General features: G+C 68.1%; 18 protein-coding genes, 2 tRNA genes and 1 pseudogene. 15 read left to right on the top strand and 6 right to left on the bottom strand.

Annotated elements, in window-relative coordinates; all coding sequences use genetic code 11:
- Positions 1-8 precede the first annotated feature (8 nt).
- The 5 genes from gatC (at position 9) to gatB (ending at position 5,681) form a co-directional block, all read left to right on the top strand.
- Positions 9-308, top strand: a complete 300-nt coding sequence (gene gatC, locus A5745_RS21465) for an Asp-tRNA(Asn)/Glu-tRNA(Gln) amidotransferase subunit GatC (RefSeq protein WP_076118732.1) — start codon at positions 9-11, stop codon at positions 306-308.
- Complete coding sequence (gatA, locus tag A5745_RS21460; RefSeq protein WP_076063262.1) at positions 305-1,789, top strand: Asp-tRNA(Asn)/Glu-tRNA(Gln) amidotransferase subunit GatA; 1,485 nt, start codon at positions 305-307, stop codon at positions 1,787-1,789. Before gatC ends, gatA begins: the two co-directional genes overlap by 4 nt.
- A 37-nt stretch (positions 1,790-1,826) precedes the next feature.
- On the top strand, positions 1,827-2,858 hold the full coding sequence (locus tag A5745_RS21455) for an ATP-dependent 6-phosphofructokinase (protein WP_076063260.1): 1,032 nt from the start codon (positions 1,827-1,829) through the stop codon (positions 2,856-2,858).
- 328 nt (positions 2,859-3,186) lie between these two features.
- Positions 3,187-4,131, top strand: a complete 945-nt coding sequence (locus A5745_RS21450) for a MinD/ParA family protein (RefSeq protein ID WP_254848634.1) — start codon at positions 3,187-3,189, stop codon at positions 4,129-4,131.
- 20 nt (positions 4,132-4,151) lie between these two features.
- Positions 4,152-5,681 carry an Asp-tRNA(Asn)/Glu-tRNA(Gln) amidotransferase subunit GatB gene (gatB, locus tag A5745_RS21445; RefSeq protein ID WP_076063258.1) on the top strand — a complete coding sequence of 510 codons (1,530 nt, stop codon included), beginning with the start codon at positions 4,152-4,154 and terminating at the stop codon, positions 5,679-5,681.
- Positions 5,682-5,793: 112 nt separating this feature from the next.
- Here the strand turns inward: gatB and A5745_RS21440 are convergent, their stop codons facing one another.
- Positions 5,794-6,924 (bottom strand): sorbosone dehydrogenase family protein, encoded by a 1,131-nt coding sequence (locus tag A5745_RS21440; protein ID WP_076063373.1) that lies wholly within the window; start codon positions 6,922-6,924, stop codon positions 5,794-5,796.
- A 239-nt stretch (positions 6,925-7,163) separates the two neighbouring features.
- On the opposite strand from A5745_RS21440, the gene A5745_RS21435 reads away from it, so the two are divergent.
- The gene (locus A5745_RS21435) at positions 7,164-8,000 is read left to right on the top strand and encodes a DoxX family protein (RefSeq protein WP_076063256.1); all 837 of its coding nucleotides are present in this window, start codon (positions 7,164-7,166) and stop codon (positions 7,998-8,000) included.
- Between the two features lie 6 nt (positions 8,001-8,006).
- Here the strand turns inward: A5745_RS21435 and A5745_RS21430 are convergent, their stop codons facing one another.
- Positions 8,007-8,345: a PH domain-containing protein gene (locus tag A5745_RS21430; RefSeq protein WP_076118813.1), complete on the bottom strand. Its 339-nt coding sequence runs from the start codon at positions 8,343-8,345 to the stop codon at positions 8,007-8,009.
- Positions 8,346-8,644: 299 nt separating this feature from the next.
- Between A5745_RS21430 and A5745_RS21425 the strand changes: the two genes are divergently transcribed.
- Genes A5745_RS21425 through ilvC form a run of 3 tightly spaced genes read left to right on the top strand, consistent with a single transcriptional unit; the run spans position 8,645 to position 12,041 of the window.
- The gene (locus A5745_RS21425) at positions 8,645-10,495 is read left to right on the top strand and encodes an acetolactate synthase large subunit (protein ID WP_076118730.1); all 1,851 of its coding nucleotides are present in this window, start codon (positions 8,645-8,647) and stop codon (positions 10,493-10,495) included.
- Positions 10,495-11,001 carry an acetolactate synthase small subunit gene (gene ilvN, locus A5745_RS21420; protein WP_076063252.1) on the top strand — a complete coding sequence of 169 codons (507 nt, stop codon included), beginning with the start codon at positions 10,495-10,497 and terminating at the stop codon, positions 10,999-11,001. Before A5745_RS21425 ends, ilvN begins: the two co-directional genes overlap by 1 nt.
- Positions 11,002-11,039: 38 nt before the next feature.
- Complete coding sequence (gene ilvC, locus A5745_RS21415; RefSeq protein ID WP_139329726.1) at positions 11,040-12,041, top strand: ketol-acid reductoisomerase; 1,002 nt, start codon at positions 11,040-11,042, stop codon at positions 12,039-12,041.
- 71 nt (positions 12,042-12,112) lie between these two features.
- On the opposite strand, the gene wrbA is transcribed toward ilvC, so the two are convergent.
- Positions 12,113-12,715 carry an NAD(P)H:quinone oxidoreductase gene (gene wrbA / locus A5745_RS21410; protein WP_076118727.1) on the bottom strand — a complete coding sequence of 201 codons (603 nt, stop codon included), beginning with the start codon at positions 12,713-12,715 and terminating at the stop codon, positions 12,113-12,115.
- Positions 12,712-14,139 (bottom strand): NAD(P)/FAD-dependent oxidoreductase, encoded by a 1,428-nt coding sequence (locus tag A5745_RS21405; RefSeq protein ID WP_076118725.1) that lies wholly within the window; start codon positions 14,137-14,139, stop codon positions 12,712-12,714. The genes wrbA and A5745_RS21405 overlap by 4 nt, the downstream gene beginning before the upstream one ends.
- 41 nt (positions 14,140-14,180) lie before the next feature.
- Here A5745_RS21405 and serA point away from each other — a divergent pair, with 41 nt between their 5' ends.
- Both serA and A5745_RS21395 read left to right on the top strand, forming a co-directional pair.
- Positions 14,181-15,767 (top strand): phosphoglycerate dehydrogenase, encoded by a 1,587-nt coding sequence (serA, locus tag A5745_RS21400; protein ID WP_076063243.1) that lies wholly within the window; start codon positions 14,181-14,183, stop codon positions 15,765-15,767.
- Positions 15,764-16,774 carry a 3-isopropylmalate dehydrogenase gene (locus A5745_RS21395; protein WP_076063241.1) on the top strand — a complete coding sequence of 337 codons (1,011 nt, stop codon included), beginning with the start codon at positions 15,764-15,766 and terminating at the stop codon, positions 16,772-16,774. Before serA ends, A5745_RS21395 begins: the two co-directional genes overlap by 4 nt.
- Positions 16,775-16,907: 133 nt before the next feature.
- Here A5745_RS21395 and A5745_RS21390 read toward each other — a convergent pair.
- Positions 16,908-17,978, bottom strand: a pseudogene (locus A5745_RS21390) (MFS transporter); the annotation flags it as partial.
- Between the two features lie 120 nt (positions 17,979-18,098).
- On the opposite strand from A5745_RS21390, the gene A5745_RS21385 reads away from it, so the two are divergent.
- The 4 genes from A5745_RS21385 (at position 18,099) to A5745_RS21370 (ending at position 20,670) form a co-directional block, all read left to right on the top strand.
- Entirely contained in the window at positions 18,099-18,896 is a 798-nt protein-coding gene (locus tag A5745_RS21385) for a fumarylacetoacetate hydrolase family protein (protein ID WP_076118722.1), read from the top strand.
- Positions 18,893-20,347 carry a glutamate--tRNA ligase gene (gltX, locus tag A5745_RS21380; RefSeq protein ID WP_076118720.1) on the top strand — a complete coding sequence of 485 codons (1,455 nt, stop codon included), beginning with the start codon at positions 18,893-18,895 and terminating at the stop codon, positions 20,345-20,347. The genes A5745_RS21385 and gltX overlap by 4 nt, the downstream gene beginning before the upstream one ends.
- A 106-nt stretch (positions 20,348-20,453) precedes the next feature.
- Positions 20,454-20,525 (top strand) — tRNA-Gln (locus A5745_RS21375).
- 72 nt (positions 20,526-20,597) lie between these two features.
- A tRNA-Glu gene (locus A5745_RS21370) sits at positions 20,598-20,670 on the top strand.
- 7 nt (positions 20,671-20,677) lie between these two features.
- Here A5745_RS21370 and A5745_RS21365 read toward each other — a convergent pair.
- Complete coding sequence (locus tag A5745_RS21365; protein WP_076063236.1) at positions 20,678-21,190, bottom strand: pyridoxamine 5'-phosphate oxidase family protein; 513 nt, start codon at positions 21,188-21,190, stop codon at positions 20,678-20,680.
- Positions 21,191-21,254: the final 64 nt, after the last annotated feature.

Genomic DNA, 21,254 nt, shown 5'->3' with positions numbered 1-21,254 from the left:
TTTCGCTCGTGTCCCAGATCTCCCGCGACGAGGTTGCGCACCTTGCCAGGCTGGCCCGACTGGCGTTGAGCGACGCCGAGCTGGACAGCTTCGCCGGCCAGCTCGACGCCATCCTGACCCACGTCAGCCAGATCCAGGCGGTCGACGTCGCCGGGGTCGAAGCGACCGACAACCCGCTCAAGGACGTCAACGTCACGCGCCCGGACGAGACGACGCCGTGCCTCACACAGGAGCAGGCGCTGGCCGAGGCGCCCGAAGCCGTCGACGGCCGCTTCGCAGTCCCGCAGATCCTGGGAGAGGCCCAGTGACCGAGCTCATCCGGTCCGACGCCGCGACGCTGGCCGCCAAGATCGCCGCCAAGGAGGTGTCGTCGGTCGAGCTCACCCGGGCCTGCCTGGACCAGATCGAGGCAACCGACGAGCAGTACGGCGCGTTTTTGCACGTGGCCGCGGACGCGGCATTGGCGGCGGCGGCGGTCGTCGACAAGGCACTGGCCGCCGGCGAAGAACCGCCGTCGGCGCTGGCCGGGGTGCCGCTGGCGCTCAAGGACGTGTTCACGACCACCGACATGCCGACGACCTGCGGCTCCAAGATCCTCGAGGGCTGGCGCTCGCCGTACGACGCCACCGTCACGGAGCGGCTGCGCGCCGCAGGCATCCCGATCCTGGGCAAGACCAACATGGACGAGTTCGCGATGGGCTCCTCGACCGAGAACTCCGCCTACGGCCCGACGCGCAACCCGTGGAACGTCGAGCGGGTTCCCGGCGGCTCCGGCGGGGGCAGCGCGGCGGCGCTGGCGGCGTTCCAGGCGCCGCTGGCCATCGGATCCGACACCGGCGGCTCGATCCGTCAGCCGGCCGCGCTGACCGCGACCGTCGGTGTCAAACCCACCTACGGCACGGTGTCGCGCTATGGCCTGGTGGCCTGCGCGTCGTCGCTCGATCAGGGTGGTCCGTGCGCGCGCACGGTGCTCGACACCGCGCTGCTGCACCACGTGATCGCCGGCCACGACGCCCGCGATTCGACGTCCGTCGACGCCGAGGTGCCCGACGTGGTGGGCGCCGCGAAAGCCGGTGCCGGCGGTGACCTGAAAGGCGTGCGCGTCGGGGTGGTGCGCCAGCTGCACAGCGGCGAGGGCTATCAGCCGGGGGTGCTGTCGTCGTTCGAGGCCGCGGTCGAGCAACTGCGGACCCTGGGCGCCGAAGTGAGCGAAGTCGACTGTCCCCATTTCGATTACGCGCTGCCCGCCTACTACCTGATCCTGCCGTCGGAGGTGTCGAGCAACCTGGCGCGCTTCGATGCGATGCGGTACGGCCTACGCGTCGGTGACGACGGCACGCACAGCGCCGAGGAGGTGATGGCGCTGACCCGGGCCGCCGGTTTCGGTCCGGAGGTCAAGCGGCGCATCATGATCGGCACCTACGCGCTATCGGCGGGCTATTACGACGCCTATTACAACCAGGCGCAGAAGGTCCGCACGTTGATCGCGCGCGACCTCGACGAGGCCTACCGATCCGTCGACGTTCTGGTGTCGCCGGCGACGCCGACCACCGCGTTCGGCCTGGGGGAGAAGATCGACGATCCGCTGGCGATGTACCTGTTCGACCTGTGCACGCTGCCGCTGAACCTGGCCGGCCACTGCGGCATGTCGGTGCCGTCCGGGCTGTCCCCCGATGACGGCCTGCCGGTGGGACTGCAGATCATGGCGCCGGCATTGGCGGACGATCGGCTGTACCGAGTGGGCGCGGCCTACGAGGCCGCCCGCGGACCCCTGCCGTCGGCCATCTGAGATCCCGCCCCCACGCCCGGCAGGGCAAGATAAGGGCATGCGGATCGGAATTCTCACCGGGGGCGGCGACTGCCCGGGGCTCAACGCCGTCATCCGGGCGGTGGTGCGCACCTGCGACTCCCGATACGGCTCGTCGGTGGTTGGATTCCAAGACGGTTGGCGCGGGTTGCTGGAGAACCGGCGAATGCAGCTGGCCAACGACGACCGCAACGACCGCCTGCTGGCCAAGGGCGGCACGATGCTGGGCACCGCTCGCGTTCACCCCGACAAACTGCGCGCCGGACTCAACCAGATCAAACAGACGCTGGATGACAACGGCATCGACGTGCTCATCCCGATCGGCGGCGAGGGCACCCTGACGGCCGCGCACTGGCTGTCCGAGGAAAACGTGCCCGTCGTCGGAGTGCCGAAAACCATCGACAACGACATCGATTGCACCGACGTGACTTTCGGCCACGACACCGCGTTGACGGTGGCTACCGACGCCATCGACCGGTTACACAGCACCGCCGAATCGCACCAGCGCGTGATGCTGGTGGAGGTGATGGGCAGGCATGCCGGATGGATCGCGCTGAACGCCGGGCTGGCCTCCGGCGCGCACATGACCCTAATCCCCGAACAGCCCTTCGATGTCGAGGAAGTGTGCCGGCTCGTCAAAAGGCGCTTCCAGCGCGGGGATTCGCACTTCATCTGCGTGGTTGCCGAGGGAGCCAAGCCCATCCCCGGCTCGATTGCGTTGCGCGAAGGCGGAATTGATGAGTTCGGCCACGAGCGTTTCACCGGCGTGGCCGCCCAGCTCGGCGCCGAGGTCGAAAAGCGGATCAACAAAGAGGTGCGGGTGACCGTGCTGGGCCACGTCCAGCGGGGCGGCACCCCGACGGCGTACGACCGCGTGCTGGCGACCCGGTTCGGGGTCAACGCCGCCGACGCCGCACACGCGGGCGAGTACGGCCAGATGGTCTCGCTGCGCGGCCAGGACATCGGCCGCGTGCCACTGGCGGACGCGGTGCGCCAACTCAAGCTGGTGCCCGAAAGCCGCTACGACGACGCCGCCGCTTTCTTCGGCTAAGCGCCGGCCCGCTCGCCCGAATCCGCCGCCGGATTCTTTCGGTCCCGGTAGATGGGCACATTTTCGTGGTTTAGCCGGAAGTCCTACGGGGTTATACGGGGGTATGAGCAACCGCGGTTCGGTTCGCGGAGTCGTTCACCAACCCGCCGCTCCGGCGGGGCCGCCAGGCCCCCGGCGCCGACCGCCACCTGCGCCTTTGCGGCGCGCCGAGCCCGATCCCACGGCGGATACCGCGCCGGAGCCCTACGGCCCGGCCCCGTCACCTCGCCGGCGTCCGGCCAGAGCTGCCGGGCCCGCGAAGCCGTCCAGGGCGGCCCCGGCACGGCCGGTGACCCCGCCGTGGTTTCACCCCGAGTGGCTGCGGGGCGGGACGGCACTCGACATCCTCAGCGAGCCGGACGCCGCAGAGTCGGCCGGCTTCAACTGGCGGGATGCGATCCGCCGCGTCACCGGGATCGAGCTGGGTCCGGGCAAGGACGCGACGCACGAACAGCAGCTGCAGGACCGCATCCGCACCGTCCTGGGCGGTGTGTTTCCCATCGCTGTCCTCAGCTTCAAAGGCGGCGTCGGCAAAACCGCGGTGGTCGAGGCGCTCGGCTCGACGTTCGCGCGCGTGCGCGGCGACCGGGTGCTCGCACTCGACCTCGACACCGGCGACCTGGCGGAGCGTCATGGCCGCCGAAACCCGCTGAGCATGGCCGACCTACTGCTGGACGACTCGGCCACCCAATACCGGGACATCCGGGCACACACCTACATGAACAGCTTCGGGCTCGAAGTCCTCGGGTTGCCGGACTATGGGCGCACCGACTGGCGACTGGAGCGCCGCGACGTCGTCAAAGCGTTCTCGATTCTGCGCAACCACTACTCGGTGCTGCTGATCGATTGCGTCAAGGCGGTCAACTCGGCCGTGATGGACGCCGTGCTGCCGGAGTCACGGGCGCTCGTGGTGGTCACCAGTACCTCCATCGATGCGGTACGGAAGAGCAGGACGACGCTGGAGTGGTTGTGCAACAACGGATATCAGCGGCTGATGAAGTCGACCGCGCTCGCCGTCAACCATGTCGAGCGGGCCAAGCCGGACGCCGTGGCGCTCAAGGAACTCGAGGATCTTTCCGCTCGCGTCGCCACCACCGTGCAGTTGCCGTTCGATCGGCACGTGCATGAGGGCACAGAGATCGGGCTGGACCGGCTGAGCAAGCAAAGCCGGCGCAGTTACCTGGAGCTCGCGGCCGCGCTGGCCGACATGGTCCCCGGCCGGCGCACCGAGTAGGACGCCCTAGTATCGACCGCATGACTGTTGCCGCGGGGACGCCCCACGCTTCGGGCGCTGAGCTGCTGGATTACGACGATGTCGTCGCGCGCTTCGATCCGGTGCTCGGCCTCGAGGTGCACGTCGAGCTGTCCACCGCCACCAAAATGTTCTGCGGCTGTTCCACGACCTTCGGTGCCGAGCCCAACACGCAGGTGTGCCCGGTGTGCCTCGGGCTGCCCGGCTCACTGCCGGTGCTCAACCGGACCGCGGTGGAGTCGGCGATCCGCATCGGCCTCGCGCTCAACTGCGAAATCGTGCCCTGGTGCCGCTTCGCGCGGAAGAACTACTTCTATCCGGACATGCCGAAGAACTACCAGATCTCGCAGTACGACGAGCCGATCGCGATCAACGGCTACCTCGATGTACCGCTGGAAGACGGTGGCACATGGCGGGTGCACATCGAGCGCGCCCACATGGAGGAGGACACCGGCAAGCTCACCCACATCGGCAGTGAGACGGGCCGCATCCACGGCGCGACGACGTCGCTGATCGACTACAACCGCGCCGGCGTGCCGCTGATCGAGATCGTCACCAAGCCCATCGTCGGGGCCGGGGCGCGGGCGCCGCAGATCGCCCGGTCGTATGTGACGGCGTTGCGAGATCTGTTGCGCGCGTTGGAGGTTTCCGATGTCCGGATGGATCAGGGCTCGATGCGCTGTGACGCCAACGTATCGCTGAAGCCGAAAGACACGGACGAGTTCGGCACCCGGACCGAGACGAAGAACGTCAACTCGCTGAGAAGTGTCGAGGTCGCGGTGCGCTACGAGATGCAGCGCCAGGGCGCCGTACTGGCATCGGGTGGCCGAATCATCCAGGAAACCAGGCACTTTCACGAGGCGGGGTACACCAGCCCGGGCCGAGCCAAAGAGACTGCCCAGGACTATCGCTACTTTCCCGAGCCCGACCTGGAGCCCGTCGCGCCCAGCCCCGAACTGGTCGAGCGGCTGCGCCAGACCATTCCGGAACTCCCGTGGTTGGGCCGCAAGCGGATTCAGCAGGAGTGGGGTGTTTCCGACGAGATCATGCGCGATCTGGTCAACGCCGGCGCGGTCGAACTGGTGGCCGCGACGGTTAAGCACGGCGCGTCCAGCAAGGAAGCCCGCTCCTGGTGGGGAAACTTCTTGGTGCAGAAGGCCAATGAGGCCGATGTCGCGTTGGACGAACTGCCCATCACCCCGGCCCAGGTAGCCGCGGTGATCGCTCTGGTCGACGAGGGAAAGCTGTCCAACAAGCTGGCCCGCGAGGTCGTGGAGGGCGTGCTGGCCGGGGAGGGCGAGCCCGATCAGGTGATGGCCGCCCGCGGTCTGGAGCTGGTGCGCGACGACTCGGTGACACAGGCCGCCGTCGACGAGGCCCTGGCCGCCAATCCCGATGTGGCGGAGAAGATTCGCGGCGGCAAGGTCGCCGCGGCCGGCGCGATCGTCGGTGCGGTGATGAAGGCGACCCGCGGGCAGGCCGACGCGGCGCGGGTGCGCGAGCTGGTTCTGGCGGCCTGCGGGCAGGGCTAGCCAACGGGCCGCTGGCCGCCCACCCTGCCGACTGTGAAATCCACGGCGCGACACGCCGATACGACGTCGTGAGATTCACGCTCGGCGGGGATGGGCGCGGGGATAGACCGCGTCAGGTCTTGTCGTCGCTGTTGCGCGGGAAGCCGCCGCCCTGCGGGAACAACGGGAACACCACGTCATCGAGCTTCTCGGCGTCCCCGGCCGTCTTGTTGACGGTGGCGCCCCAGACGTTTCCGTCCGGCGACATCCGCAGGGCGAACGCGTGGGCGTGGGTGTCCTTGCGAACCACGTCGGGTTCACCGGTGACCGCGCCCGTGTTCGGCGCGAGCCGAACCGCCACCGTCAGCTTGGTATTGATGAGGTTGACCAGCACCGTCCCGTCCATGGCCGCGCATCCGGCCACGCCGGGCTTGTCCGGCCAGGTCCACACCGTGGACACCTCGGAGGTCTTGGTGATGCGCTGCAACCGGTCCGCGGTGGGGGTGCGGTCGGCGACATACAGCGAGCCGTCGACGGGGTCGATGCACAGGCCGCCGCCCGAACCGACGCCGGACAGCGCCGTCGTCGGCGGCGCCTGACCGATCGTGGTGGGCTGCTCGATGCGCAGCACCTTGCCGGCTAGCGATTTGGGATCGGCGGCCGCGGCCGGGTTGCCTGCATCGCCGGTCAGCACCACCAGCGTGGTCGGACTGGTGAAGATCAGCGCTCCGGTGTTCCCGGTGGCGCCCTTGGGAATTCCGGTCAGGATGTCCTTCGGGATGTCCCCGTCGGCGATGCGGATCACCCGGTTGTCACTGGGCGTGCTGATGTAGGCGTACATCAGGCGGTCCTGTTGATACGTGGGCGACAGCACGATGTCCATCAGGCCGCCGTCGCCGGACGGGTCGACCGGGATGACCATCTTGACCTTCGGCTCGGCGCTGACCGAGATGTCCTTGACCGCCCCGGTGGTGCGCTCGGCGACCAAGGCGGTTTTGCTGTCGGGCCCCATGATGAGGCCGCTGGTGCTCTCCAGGCAGCCCTGCATCACCCCGGGCGCGGGGCACGCCTTGGGGAACGGTGTGGGCGGCAGCGGCGGCGGCGGGGGAGGCGTCGAACTGGGCTGCGGCTTGAGTTCGGGGTTGGTGGTGAACGGCTGGGACTGGGCGTCGTTGAATCGCGCGCAGCCGCTCGACACGAGCATCACCGCGGACAGCGCAGCGAGCGCGCACCGAACCGACCGCCCTGATCGCCCGAGTCGCATGATCGACAGGCTACGGACATGGCGGGCACCGCCGCCACAGACCTGCCGTGGCGGCATCGGCAGCACCGCCGGTTCGGCCCCGCCGGGCGCCCGGTTTCGGCGTGAGTTCACCGTTTCGAAACGATGCCGAGACCATTTGGGGACAATCCGGGCCGATTTGGCGCGGTAAGTGCCGATTGCCTGGCGAAAGCGCCGCTCAAATCCCCAATTCAAGCCCAAATGCCCTTACCCTGACACCCGTGACCAGTCAACCTAATGACGGACTTTGGCAGCGGCCCAGTGAGGCCGAAGAGCCAATCCCGGCACGGCCCGCCACGGCGCGGGTGGTCGACCCGGAAGATGACCTGACACCGGTCGGGTACCCCGGCGATTTCGGGGCCACCACCGTCATCCCGTACCAGGATCCCGGTCAGGCCGGCTCCGGGTACCACCTGCTCGACCAGCAGGAGCCCTTGCCCTACGTCCAGCCACACTCGGAGTCGGGCGCCTCGGCGGCGGAGCCCGCGGAGATCGACGCGGCCGAGGACGACGAGCGCCATCCCGAGGTCGGCAGGCGTGGCACCCAGCATCTCGGTTTGCTGGTTCTGCGGGTCGGGCTCGGCGTGGTGCTCGGCGCCCACGCGATGCAGAAGCTGTTCGGGTGGTGGGGCGGCCAGGGCGTGGCCGGGTTCAAGAACTCACTGTCCGACGCCGGCTATCAGCACGCCGACATCCTGGCCTACGTCAGCGCCGGGGGCGAGCTTGTCGCGGCCGCGCTGCTGGTGCTGGGGCTGTTCACCCCTCTCGCCGCGGCCGGCGCGCTGGCGTTCCTGATCAACGGCCTGCTGGTGACCATGTCGGCGAAGCCGCATTCGCACAGTTTCCCGTTCTTCCTGCCGGACGGGCACGAATACCAGATCACGCTGATCGTCCTCGCGGTCGCGGTGATCCTGGCCGGACCGGGCCGCTACGGCCTCGACGCCCGCCGGGGCTGGGCACATCGACCGTTCATCGGATCCTTCGCCGCCCTGCTCGCCGGCGTCGCCGCCGGCATCGGCGTGTGGGCGCTGCTCAACGGGGTCAATCCGCTCGCCTGAGCCTGGTCACTGATACGGGTTGGGAACCCGCCCCGAGCTGGCTTCGGTCAGCTGCGGCAGTGTCGCGAAGGTGACCGCCGGCAACCGCAGTTCTGCACCGCTTTTGAGGCGCGCCCGCGCCCAGGAACCCCGGTGGAACCGCAGCCCGTCGATGTCCTCCCAGGGCACCGTCCGGCTGCCCAGCAGGCTCCGCACCGTCACCCCCCGGTCGTCGGCAACCGTGCGTAGCCGGATGACCATCGCCGACAACACCACCGGGATGACGAGCAGCGGCGCCGACGCCGGCCAGGCCAGCACCGGTATCAACAACCCGAGGGTCAAGAATCCGACGGCGATGTGCGCCATCGGCGAAATCTTGATCACCACGGGCGGGCCGGCGGGTGTGGGGGCGGACGAACCGGTAGGCACCCGAGCATCATTGCACTGGCGGCAACGGATTTGACGGCTGAGCTGTGCGAAGGCTACCGTCGGGGGCTATGGAACCCGCCGGAAAGCCCGGAATGCTCGTAGTAATTAGTCGGCGCGTTGGTGGCTGACTAACACTTCAGCATTTGAAGCGATCCTCCCACCAACGCCCTCGTGCAGCAGCTGAGCTGACGGGGGTTTTTTCTTGCCCACAGACAACAAGGACGAAAAGGACGAGAGTGAGCGCACCCACGAGGCCACACGCCGGGTCGCAGGGAGCGGCCAACGGCGCGCCGAAACCCGCCGCGAAAGCTGCCCAGTCGAAGCGCGTCGCGCCCGAGCAACTGACCGGTGCCCAGTCGGTGATCCGCTCGCTGGAGGAGCTCGACGTCGACGTCATCTTCGGCATCCCCGGCGGCGCCGTGCTGCCCGTCTATGACCCGCTGTTCGACTCGAAGAAGCTGCGTCACGTGCTGGTCCGCCACGAGCAGGGCGCCGGTCACGCCGCCAGTGGTTACGCACACGCCACCGGCCGGGTCGGGGTCTGCATGGCCACCTCGGGTCCCGGCGCCACCAACCTGGTGACCGCGCTGGCCGACGCGCAGATGGATTCGATCCCCGTGGTCGCCGTGACCGGGCAGGTCGGTCGCGGGCTGATCGGCACCGACGCCTTCCAAGAGGCCGACATCTCGGGCATCACGATGCCGATCACCAAGCACAACTTCCTGGTTCGCTCCGGCGACGACATTCCCCGGGTGCTGGCGGAGGCGTTCCACATCGCGTCCTCGGGACGCCCGGGCGCCGTCCTCGTCGACATCCCCAAGGACGTGCTGCAGGGGCAGTGCACGTTCAGCTGGCCGCCGCGCATGGATCTGCCCGGTTACAAGCCGAACACCAAGCCGCACAGCCGGCAGATCCGCGAGGCGGCCAAGCTGATCGGCGCCGCGACCAAACCGGTGCTCTACGTCGGCGGTGGTGTGATCCGCGGTGAGGCGACCGAGCAGCTGCGGGATTTGGCCGAGCTGACCGGTATTCCGGTCGTCACCACGCTGATGGCGCGCGGCGCCTTCCCGGACAGCCACGAGCAGAACCTGGGCATGCCCGGCATGCACGGCACCGTCGCCGCGGTGGCCGCCCTGCAACGCAGCGACCTGCTGATCGCGCTGGGCACCCGCTTCGACGACCGGGTCACCGGACAGCTCGCCTCGTTCGCCCCCGAGGCCAAGGTCATCCACGCCGACATCGACCCGGCGGAGATCGGGAAGAACCGGCACGCCGATGTGCCGATCGTCGGCGACGTCAAAGCCGTTATCACCGAACTCATCTCGATGCTGCGGCACTACGAGATTCCGGGCAAGATCGACATGGCCGATTGGTGGCGGTACCTGCACGAGGTCCAGTCCACCTATCCGCTGAGCTACGGCCCGCAGAGCGACGGCAGCCTCGGCCCGGAGTATGTGATCGAGAAGCTGGGCCAGATCGCCGGCCCGGACGCCGTCTACGTCGCCGGTGTCGGTCAGCACCAGATGTGGGCCGCGCAGTTCATTCGCTACGAAAAGCCGCGCACCTGGCTCAATTCCGGGGGGCTGGGCACCATGGGCTTCGCGATCCCGGCGGCCATGGGCGCCAAGATCGCCCGTCCCGAGGCGGAGGTCTGGGCGATCGACGGCGACGGGTGCTTCCAGATGACCAACCAGGAGTTGGCCACCTGCGCGATCGAAGGCATACCGATCAAGGTGGCGTTGATCAACAACGGCAACCTCGGCATGGTGCGCCAGTGGCAGAGCCTGTTCTACGGGGAGCGCTACTCGCAGACCGACCTGGCCACGCACTCGCACCGCATCCCGGACTTCGTGAAGCTGGCCGAGGCGCTCGGTTGCGTCGGATTGCGTTGCGAGCGTGAAGAAGACGTCGCCGACGTGATCAACCAGGCGCGCGCGATCACCGATCGCCCGGTGGTGATCGACTTCATCGTGGGCGCCGACGCGCAGGTGTGGCCGATGGTGGCCGCCGGGACCAGCAATGACGAGATCCAGGCGGCCCGCGGCATTCGCCCGCTGTTCGACGACGAGAGCGAAGGGCACGCGTGATGAACGCGAAGACACACACGTTGTCGGTGCTGGTCGAAGACAAGCCCGGAGCGCTCGCGAGGGTGGCAGCGCTGTTCTCGCGGCGCGGTTTCAACATCGAGTCGTTGGCGGTCGGGGCCACCGAGCAGAAGGACATGTCGCGGATGACCATCGTGGTCTCGTGCGAGGACACCCCGCTCGAGCAGGTCACCAAGCAGCTCAACAAGTTGATCAACGTCATCAAGATCATCGAGCAGGACGAACAGAACTCGGTCTCCCGGGAGCTGGCCCTGATCAAGGTGCGCGCCGACGCCGGTTCCCGCAGCCAGGTGATCGAGGCCGTAAATCTCTTCCGCGCCAAGGTGGTTGACGTATCGCCGGAGGCGCTGACCATCGAGGCCACCGGCGACCGCGGCAAGCTCGAGGCACTGCTGGGTGTTCTGGAGCCATTCGGCATTCGCGAAATCGTGCAATCCGGCATGGTCTCGATGGCCCGCGGTTCACGCGGCATCGGCACCGCCAAGTAACTCATCGAATAGAAGGAAAATTCACAGTGGCATTAGAGATGTTCTACGACGACGACGCAGACCTGTCGATCATCCAGGGCCGCAAGGTCGGCGTCATCGGATACGGCAGCCAAGGGCACGCGCACTCGCTGAGCCTGCGCGACTCGGGCGTGCAGGTCCGCGTCGGGCTGCAGGAGGGTTCGAAGTCCCGGCCCAAGGTTTCCGAGCAGGGCCTGGACGTTGACACGCCCGCCGAGGTCGCCAAGTGGGCCGACGTCATCATGTTGCTGGCGCCCGACACCGCGCAGGCCGACATCTTCAAAAACGAGATCGAGCCCAACCTGAACGCCGGTGACGCATTGTTTTTCGGCCACGGGCTCAACGTTCACTTCGGTTTGATCAAGCCGCCCGCCGATGTCACCATCGCGATGGTCGCCCCCAAGGGTCCCGGACACCTGGTGCGCCGCCAGTTCGTCGACGGCAAGGGCGTGCCGTGCCTGATCGCCGTCGACCAGGACCCCACCGGCAACGGCCAGGCGCTGGCGCTGTCCTACGCCAAGGCCATCGGCGGCACCCGGGCCGGCGTCATCAAAACCACGTTCAAAGACGAGACCGAAACCGACCTGTTCGGTGAGCAGGCCGTATTGTGCGGTGGCACAGAGGAATTGGTGAAGACGGGCTTCGACGTGATGGTCGAGGCGGGCTATCCGCCGGAGATGGCGTACTTCGAGGTATTGCACGAGCTGAAGCTGATCGTCGACCTGATGTACGAGGGTGGCATCGCCCGGATGAACTACTCGGTCTCCGACACCGCGGAATTCGGCGGATACCTGTCGGGTCCGCGCGTCATCGACGCCGACACCAAGGAGCGGATGCGCGCCATCCTGCGTGACATTCAGGACGGCAGCTTCGTCAAGAAGCTGGTGGCCAACGTCGAGGGTGGCAACAAGCAACTCGAGCAGCTGCGCAAGGAAAACGCCGAGCACCCCATCGAGGTCACGGGCAAGAAGCTGCGCGACCTGATGAGCTGGGTCGACCGCCCGATCACCGAGACGGCATAACCTCTCGCGCCGAACGTGCACTCAGGGCGAGATTTTGGCGATTTTTTCGCCGTGAGTACACGTTCGGTGGCTTAGGACGCCGTGAAGCGGTCGGCTGTATGCACCACGCGGCGCGCCAGATGGTCGAGGGCGTTCTCGGTGGCTTCGTCGAGCTCGTGGATGTTGTCGTGGGTTGAGACCAGGCTCACCCCATAGGGATTGCCGTCGACGAACTTGATCGGATCGGTGTAGCCCGGCGGCACAATGATGCCGCCGAAGTGCATCAGCGTGAGGTACAGCGCGACCAGCGTGGTTTCCTGGCCGCCGTGCAGGGTGTTGGAGGACGTGAAGGCCGCGTACACCTTGTCGGTCAACTTGCCGTCGGCCCAGAGCCCGCCCAGCGAGTCGAGGAAGGCCCGCAATTGCGCTGCGGGCGAGCCGAACCGGGTCGGCGAGCCGAAGATCACCGCGTCGGCCCAGACGATGTCGTCGCCGGTGGCCGCGGGAAGATCCTTCGTCGCTTCGTAGTTGGCCGTCCAGGCCGGGTTCTCGGCGAACGACTCAGGGTCGCGCGTTTCGGCGACGTGGCGCAGCCGGACCTCGGCGCCAGCGGCCTCGGCCGCCGCGGCGATGCGCTGCGCCATCGTGGTGCCGTGACCGGTGGCCGAGTAGTAGATGATCGCGAGTTTGGTCATGGCCCCAGCCTAGGCATGCCCAGGCCGAATTCGCGGCGCAGCAGGGTACGCGCCGCGTAGTAGCCGGCCATGCCGTGTACGCCGCCGCCGGGCGGGGTGGCCGCGGAGCACAGATATGCCTTGGGAATCGGTGTGCGCCAAGGGTTCAGGCGCGGCGTGGGGCCGGCGATCGCGCGCCACGCCGAGTTTCCGCCCATCCCGATGTCGCCGCCGACGTAGTTGGCGTTGTGGTCAGACATCCGCGCGGCGGGCACCGCGCGGGTCGCCAGCACGATGTCGCGGAACCCGGGTGCGAACCGCTCGACCACCGCGGTCACGGCCTCCGTCGGGTCGACGGTCGAGCCCGCGGGCACGTGGGCGTAGGTCCAGAACGGGCGACGGCCCCGGCCGTCGATCCGGCCGGGATCGGCGAGGTGAGGCGAGGCCGCCAGCACCATCGGCCACGGCGCGTGGCGTCCGGCCGCGATGTCGGCTTCGGCCTGCGCCATCTGCTCGCGGGTGCCGCCGAGATGAAGCGTCGGCGCGTGGCGCAACCGCTCGTCCGTCCACGGAATCTCGCCGCCGAGCACGAAGTCGACCTTGGCCACTCCGGGTCCAAAACGATAGCGGCGCAACGCTTTAGCGTACCGGGTCGGCAGGGCATCCCCGTAGATTCGCAGCAGCCCGGTCGGGGCCGTGTCGAACGCGACGACGCCGGTTGGCGGCCCGGCGATTTCGTAGTCGGCGGTGAGCTCGCCGCCATGCGCGCGCAGGTCGGCGATGAGTGCGTCAGTGATCGCCTGGCTGCCGCCCACCGGAATCGGCCAGCCGACCGAATGGGCGAGTGTCGCCAACATCAACCCGGCGCCGGCGGCCGTCATCGAGGGCATTCGCGAAATGACATGAGCGGCAACGCCGGTGAACAATGCGCGGGCGTCCTCGCCGGCCAGCGATCCCCACGCCGGGGTGCCCTGGGCCAGCATCCGCAGCCCCAGGCGCAGCGCTGAGGGCAACGACGGGGGCAGCGAGCGCTTATCGCCGAGCAGCAGCCCGACGACCGACGGGGAGTTCGCCACCAGCGGGCCCAGCAGCCGTCGCCAGGACGTCCCGTCGGTCAATTCGGCGCAGGTGCGCTCCAGGTCGCGGTAGGCGATCACGGCGGGCCGGCCCGGCAGCGGATTGGCGTACGCGATCTCGGGCACTTCCAGCCGCACCCCGCGGGCGGGCAGATCGAACTCCGCGAAGAACGGCGACGCCAGCGCCAGCGGGTGAACCGCCGAGCAGATGTCGTGTTGCACTCCGGGAAATTCCGGGTCGGCCGCAGTGCGGGCGCCGCCGCCGAAAGTCGGCTGGGCCTCGACGACCTGCACTTTGAGTCCCGCACGGGCGCAGATTACGGCCGCCGTCAGCCCGTTGGGCCCGCTGCCGACGACTGTGACGTCCACCGGTCAATTAGAGCGGAGACGCCGGCCTATAGCCTGGTCGGGTGAACTTGCCTGTTGTGTTAATCGCCGACAAACTCGCCCAATCGACCGTCGCCGCCCTGGGAGACCAGGTCGAGGTGCGCTGGGTAGACGGTCCCGACCGGGAGAAGCTGCTGGCCGCGGTGCCCGAGGCCGACGCGCTGCTGGTGCGCTCCGCCACCACCGTCGACGCCGAGGTGCTCGCCGCGGCGCCCAAGCTCAAGATCGTCGCGCGCGCCGGCGTCGGGCTCGACAACGTCGACGTCGACGCCGCCACGGAGCGCGGTGTGCTCGTCGTCAACGCGCCGACGTCGAACATCCACAGTGCCGCCGAGCACGCGCTGGCGCTGCTGCTGGCCGCGGCCCGCCAGATCGCGGCGGCCGATGCCTCGCTGCGCGAACACACCTGGAAACGCTCGTCGTTCTCGGGCACCGAGATTTTCGGCAAGACCGTCGGCGTCGTCGGGCTGGGCCGCATCGGCCAGTTGGTCGCCCAGCGGGTCGCGGCCTTCGGAACCCATGTCGTCGCCTACGACCCGTATGTGGCGCCGGCGCGCGCCGCGCAGCTCGGCATCGAGCTGCTCTCCCTCGACGAGCTGCTGACTCGGGCCGACTTCATCTCGGTGCACCTGCCGAAGACGCCGGAGACGGCCGGCCTGATCGACAAGGAGGCGCTGGCCAAGACGAAGCCGGGTGTCATCATCGTCAACGCCGCCCGCGGTGGGCTGGTGGACGAGGCGGCGCTGGCCGACGCGGTGAGCAACGGCCACGTGCGCGCCGCCGGTCTCGACGTGTTCTCCAGCGAACCCTGCACCGACAGCCCGCTGTTCGAGCTGCCGCAGGTGGTGGTCACACCGCATCTGGGCGCCTCCACCGCCGAGGCCCAGGACCGGGCCGGCACCGACGTGGCCGAAAGCGTGCGGCTGGCACTGGCGGGGGAGTTCGTCCCCGACGCGGTCAACGTCGGCGGCGGAGTGGTCAACGAGGAGGTGGCGCCCTGGCTCGACCTGGCGCGCAAGCTCGGAGTGCTGGCCGCCGCGCTGTCCGACGGCCTGCCGGCATCGCTGGTCGTGGAGGTGCGAGGCGAGCTCGCCTCGGAAGACGTTGAGGTGCTTCGGCTTTCGGCGCTGCGCGGCCTGTTCTCGGCGGTCATCGAGGACCCGGTCACGTTCGTCAACGCGCCGGCGCTGGCCGCCGAACGCGGCGTTAACGCCGAGCTCACCACCGCCTCGGAAAGCCCCAACCACCGCAGCGTGGTCGACGTGCGGGCGCTCGCCCACGACGGCTCGTGCGTCAACGTGGCGGGCACGCTGTCCGGTCCGCAGTTGGTCGAGAAGATCGTCCAGATCAACGGCCGCAACTTCGATCTGCGCGCCCAGGGCACGAACCTGGTGATCAACTACATCGACCAGCCCGGCGCGCTGGGCAAGATCGGCACCCTGCTGGGTGCGGCCGGGGTGAATATCCAAGCCGCGCAACTGTCCGAGGACGCCGAAGGTCCGAGCGCGACGATCCTGTTGCGGCTCGACCAAGACGTACCCGACGCAGTCCGGTCGGAGATCTCGACGGCGGTAGGGGCCAACAAGCTCGAAGTGGTTGACCTGTCGTGAAACTGGCGGTGATCGGCGGCGACGGCATCGGTCCCGAGGTGGTGGCCGAGGCTCTCAAAGTGCTCGACGCGGTCGTGCCGGGCGTGGAGCGGACCGACTACGACCTGGGCGCGCGCCGCTTCCACGCCACCGGCGAGCTGCTGCCGGACTCGGTGCTCGCCGAGCTGCGCGCGCATGACGCCATCCTGCTCGGCGCGGTCGGTGATCCGTCGGTGCCCAGCGGCGTGCTGGAGCGAGGCCTGTTGTTGCGCTTGCGTTTTGAGCTGGATCATCACGTCAACCTGCGACCGGCCCGGCTGTATCCCGGGGTGAGCGGTCCGCTGGCCGGAAATCCCGACATCGACTTCGTGGTGGTGCGCGAGGGGACCGAAGGGCCCTACACCGGCACCGGCGGCGCGATCCGTGTGGGCACGCCGCAGGAGGTGGCCACCGAGGTCAGCGTCAACACCGCGTTCGGTGTGCGCCGCGTGGTGGCCGACGCGTTCGAGCGCGCGCAGCGGCGTCGCAAGCACCTGACGCTGGTGCACAAGAACAACGTGCTCACCTTCGCCGGGAAGCTGTGGTCGCGGATCGTGGCGGAGGTCGGCGAAGACTATCCCGACGTCGAGGTGGCCTATCAGCACGTCGACGCCGCCACCATCTTCCTGGTCACCGACCCGGGGCGCTTCGACGTTATCGTCACCGACAACCTGTTCGGCGACATCATCACGGACTTGGCCGCGGCGGTGTGTGGCGGAATTGGCTTGGCCGCCAGTGGAAATATCGATGCCACCCGGGCCAATCCATCGATGTTCGAGCCCGTGCACGGCAGCGCGCCCGACATTGCCGGCCAGGGCATCGCGGATCCGACGGCGGCGATCATGTCGGTGGCGCTGCTGCTCGCCCACCTCGGTCAGGACGAGGCCGCCGCCCGGGTGGACCGGGCCGTGGCGACCTATCTGTCGAACCGCCCGAACGAACGGCTCGCCACCAGCGAAGTCGGCGAACGGATCGCAGCCGCGCTGTAGTCTCCAAACCCGGTGGGAGCAGCCGGGTCGGCACCAACGGGACCGCCAGCAAGGGAAACAACCCGCACCAGGCCCAGGCGGACGGATATCTCTCCGCCGCGATCAACGCGCCGAACAGCGGCGGGCCCGCGGCGGCCATCAGCCGTTGGGTGGTGTTCTGTATGCCCAGCGCCCGTCCGCTCCAGAACGGACCGGCGAATTCGGTGATCGCGGTTGCCTCCAAACCGTTGTCGAGCACCGCGAGCACCGAGATGGCGATCATGAGCGGCACGTCGAATCGCGAATTCATCCGGTCGCTCAGCGCCAGCAGGAACAGGGTTAGTGCCGCGGCGGCGGCGATCATGCGGACCGGCCACATCCGCGAGCCGACCCGGTCCGACCACCGGCCGACCCCGACGCGGCCCAGCGCGCCGAGCAGCTGCGCGAGGGTCACCAAAATCCCCGCGGCCCCGACCGACCAGCCATGGTGGTTCATCAGCCACACCAGCATGAACGTGACGGTCACGGTCTGCGGCATCATCAGCAGGCCCGCCACGGCGTGAATTCGCCAGAGCGCCAACGACCCCCGGTACGGGCTGGCCAGTTCGGCCACGGTGGCCGTCTTGCGGGACTTCCCCGGCGGATTCGCGACTCCGATCACGCTGACCACCGCGGCCACCGCGCACACCAACGCGGGCAACATCAGCCCCTCGCGGACACTGTGTTCGCCCAGCTCGGGGATCACCAGTGCGCCGAAGGCGATTCCCAGCGGTTGCGCGGTCTGGCGGATGCCCATCGCCAGGCCGCGCTGCTGCGGCGGGAACCAGCCGGACACCAGCCGGCCGCCGGCGGTGTTGCAACTCGCCGCGGCCATGCCACCGAGGAACAGATACACAGCGACCCACACCATCGAATGCACCGACGCCGCAGCGTATGCCGCCGCCGCGGTGAGCGCCGAACCCGCGGTCATCACGATTCGCTCGCCGACGCGATCCAGCACGTAGCCCCAGAGGATCAGCGTGGTGACCATGCCCCAGCTGGGCATCGACGACAGCAGACTGGCTTCGGTCAGTGAAATGCCGCGTAAGGCCTGCAGGGAGGGGATCAGGAATGCGACACCGTTGATGAAGAGGAAAGAACTTGCCGTTACCCCCAGCGAGACGACCACGATCGACCAGCGCGCCCCGGTGCTGAGTTGGCCCGCCTCTTTCGGGTCCGACGGCATCAGCCCATGCTCGCACGATGCCCGGCTGAGGCAGGAGTGATCGGCCATTACTAGGCTCGATTGCCTTGCTCCTCCTCGGGCCGTGCTGGCCCGCATCGTCGCAACGCTAGGCTCGTGCGAATGCGCCTTGGTCGAATCGCCAGCCCGGACGGCGTCGCCTTCGTCAGCATCGAGGGTTCGCTGGACGATCCCAGCGGGATGACCGCCCGCGAGATCGCCGAGCACCCGTTCGGCACGCCGACGTTCACCGGCCGATCCTGGTCGTTGGCCGACATCCGGCTGCTGGCGCCCATGCTGGCCGGCAAGGTGGTCTGCGTCGGGAAGAACTACGCCGATCACATCGCGGAGATGGGTGGCCAAACTGGCCCGACACCAGCGGATCCGGTGATATTCCTCAAGCCCAACACCGCCATCATCGGACCCAACGTGCCGATTCGGTTGCCCGCCAACGCATCACCCGTGCACTTCGAGGGCGAGCTGGCGGCGGTGATCGGCCGCCCGTGCAAGGACGTCTCGGCCGCCCAGGCCGCCGCCAACATACTCGGCTACACCATCGCCAACGACGTGTCCGCGCGCGATCAACAACAGGCGGACGGCCAGTGGACTCGGGCCAAGGGTCACGACACGTTCTGCCCGGTCGGCCCGTGGATCGTCACCGACGTCGATCCGGCCGATCTCGAGCTGCGCACCGAAGTCAACGGCGACGTCAAGCAACACAGCCGAACCTCGTCGATGATCCACGACGTCGGCGACATCGTGGAATGGATCTCGGCCGTGATGACCCTGCTACCCGGGGATCTCATCCTCACCGGAACGCCGGCCGGCGTCGGTCCCATCGAGGACGGCGACGTCGTCTCCATCAGCATCGAGGGAATCGGCAGCCTCGCCAATCCCGTAGTCCGCAAAGGAAAGCCGTGACAGTACGAGTCCGGTTCTGCCCGTCGCCCACCGGCACGCCGCACGTGGGCATGGTGCGCACCGCGCTGTTCAACTGGGCCTACGCGCGGCACACCGGCGGCACCTTCGTCTTTCGCATCGAGGACACCGACGCCGCGCGCGACACCGAGGAGAGCTATCTGGCGCTGCTCGACGCGCTGCGCTGGCTCGGCCTCGACTGGGACGAGGGGCCCGAGGTCGGCGGACCCTACGGCCCCTACCGGCAGTCGCAGCGCGGCGACATCTATCAGGAGGTGGTGGCCAAGCTGCTCGCGGCCGGGGAGGCCTACCATGCCTTTTCGACGCCGGAGGAGGTGGAGGCCCGTCACGTCGCCGCGGGCCGCAACCCGAAGCTGGGCTACGACAACTTCGACCGACACCTGACCGACCCCCAACGCGCCGCGTTTCTCGCCGAGGGGCGCAAGCCGGTGGTCCGGCTGCGCATGCCCGACGAAGATCTGCACTGGGACGACCTGGTGCGCGGGCCCACCAGCTTCGCGGCCGGCACCGTGCCCGACTTCGCGTTGACCCGGGCGAGCGGAGATCCGTTGTACACCTTGGTCAACCCGTGTGACGACGCGCTGATGAAGATCACCCACGTGCTGCGCGGCGAGGACCTGCTGCCGTCGACCCCGCGTCAGATTGCCCTGTATCAGGCGCTGATCCGGATCGGGGTCGCCGAACGGATCCCGCAATTCGCCCACCTGCCAACGGTATTGGGGGAGGGAACCAAGAAGCTCTCCAAGCGCGACCCGCAGTCGAATCTGTTCGCCCACCGCGACCGGGGTTTCATTCCCGAAGGGTTGCTGAATTATCTTGCATTACTGGGCTGGGCGATCGCCGACGATCACGATCTGTTCAGCCTCGACGAAATGGTGGCCGCCTTCGACGTGGTGGACGTCAACTCGAATCCGGCCCGATTCGACCAGAAGAAGGCCGACGCGCTCAACGCCGAGCACATCCGGATGCTCACCGCCGACGACTTCGCCGGCAGGCTGCGCGAATACTTCAACGCACACGGCCATCGCCTCGACTTGGATGACGCCTCGTTCGCCACCGCCGCCGAGCTGGTGCAGACCCGCATCGTGGTGCTCGCGGACGCATGGGACCTGCTGAAGTTCCTCAACGACGACGAGTACGCCATCGATCCGAAGGCCGCCGCCAAAGAACTCGGCGCAGACGGGGCCGCGGTGCTCGACGCGGCGCTGGCCGCGCTGGACGGCGTGACGGAGTGGACAACCGCGCGGATCGAGGACGCCCTCAAGGCCGCGCTGATCGAGGGACTGGCGCTCAAACCGCGCAAAGCGTTCGGCCCGATCCGCGTCGCCGCCACCGGGACGACGATCAGCCCGCCGTTATTTGAATCACTGGAGCTGCTCGGCCGCGAGCGCAGCCTGCGCCGGCTGCGGGCCGCCCGCGCTGGCGCGCTCTAAGTTTTTGGTACTCTGCACTGCGGTTTAGAAAGGTCGCCGGCAGCCGCGCAGCCACGGACGCTCGAGTCCGTAGAATGCGCTCTGACCTGCGGCTTTAGGCAGCCAATGGGGTATGGTGTAATTGGCAACACAGCTGATTCTGGTTCAGCCATTCTAGGTTCGAGTCCTGGTACCCCAGCAAAATCCGGCCACCACAAGCGATTAGGTGGGCATATGCGGGTGAGCTATGCTGACAGCTCGGATCGGTTCAGGCCCCGTCGTCTAGCGGCCTAGGACGCCGCCCTCTCACGGCGGTAGCGTGGGTTCGAATCCCATCGGGGCTACAAATCTTTACTGGCCGGTCCCTACCACCGCCGGCGCGGTCGACCCGCCCACCGGCATGGCCGGCAAACCGAGCTTGCGGTGATCCCACGAACGCGCCCGTGCGGCCACGATGCGCACGCAGACCCGCTTGTTCATCATCTGCTCGACGAAGGGTTTCATGTCGTCGCTGTAGGGACCGGTGTAGCGCTCGAACACGCTGACGCCGACGCGGTGCGAGACCTCGGGATCGTCGACGATCTCGGCGACGCCCTCGAAGGACACCCCGCGCAGCGTGTCATAGGTGTCGCCGCCCTCGATCAAAAAGCTCACCCGCGGATCCCGTTTGAGGTTGACCGCCTTCTGCGACTTGGCCTTGGTCTCCAGCCAGATTTCGCCGTCGACCACCGCGTACCACATGGCGGTCAAATGCGGCTGGCCGTCCGGGCCGACGGTGGCCAATGTTCCGGTGCGGCTCTTGACGACAAAATCGGCGATCTCGTCCTCCGACATGACGATGCTCGCGCGCTGATTGGTTCCCATGGCGTCAGTCTGTCAGGTCGTTTTTGGGCGTGCGCTGAGGGCGCCCTGAACGCACAGTCGCCGC

Source organism: Mycobacterium sp. IS-2888 (assembly GCF_001954215.1).
GTDB lineage: Bacteria > Actinomycetota > Actinomycetes > Mycobacteriales > Mycobacteriaceae > Mycobacterium.
The sequence above is the reverse complement of the archived record's forward strand: the minus strand, read 5'-3'. Positions and strand labels throughout refer to the sequence as shown.

What these genes read in the sequence shown, in the direction of transcription:
- A5745_RS21455 (WP_076063260.1), top strand. Translation starts at nt 1,827, where the DNA reads ATGCGGATCGGAATTCTCACCGGGGGCGGCGACTGCCCGGGGCTCAAC.
- gatB (WP_076063258.1), top strand. Translation starts at nt 4,152, where the DNA reads ATGACTGTTGCCGCGGGGACGCCCCACGCTTCGGGCGCTGAGCTGCTG.
- A5745_RS21440 (WP_076063373.1), bottom strand. Translation starts at nt 6,924, where the DNA reads ATGCGACTCGGGCGATCAGGGCGGTCGGTTCGGTGCGCGCTCGCTGCG.
- A5745_RS21430 (WP_076118813.1), bottom strand. Translation starts at nt 8,345, where the DNA reads ATGGCGCACATCGCCGTCGGATTCTTGACCCTCGGGTTGTTGATACCG.
- ilvN (WP_076063252.1), top strand. Translation starts at nt 10,495, where the DNA reads ATGAACGCGAAGACACACACGTTGTCGGTGCTGGTCGAAGACAAGCCC.
- ilvC (WP_139329726.1), top strand. Translation starts at nt 11,040, where the DNA reads ATGTTCTACGACGACGACGCAGACCTGTCGATCATCCAGGGCCGCAAG.
- wrbA (WP_076118727.1), bottom strand. Translation starts at nt 12,715, where the DNA reads ATGACCAAACTCGCGATCATCTACTACTCGGCCACCGGTCACGGCACC.
- A5745_RS21385 (WP_076118722.1), top strand. Translation starts at nt 18,099, where the DNA reads ATGCGCCTTGGTCGAATCGCCAGCCCGGACGGCGTCGCCTTCGTCAGC.
- A5745_RS21365 (WP_076063236.1), bottom strand. Translation starts at nt 21,190, where the DNA reads ATGGGAACCAATCAGCGCGCGAGCATCGTCATGTCGGAGGACGAGATC.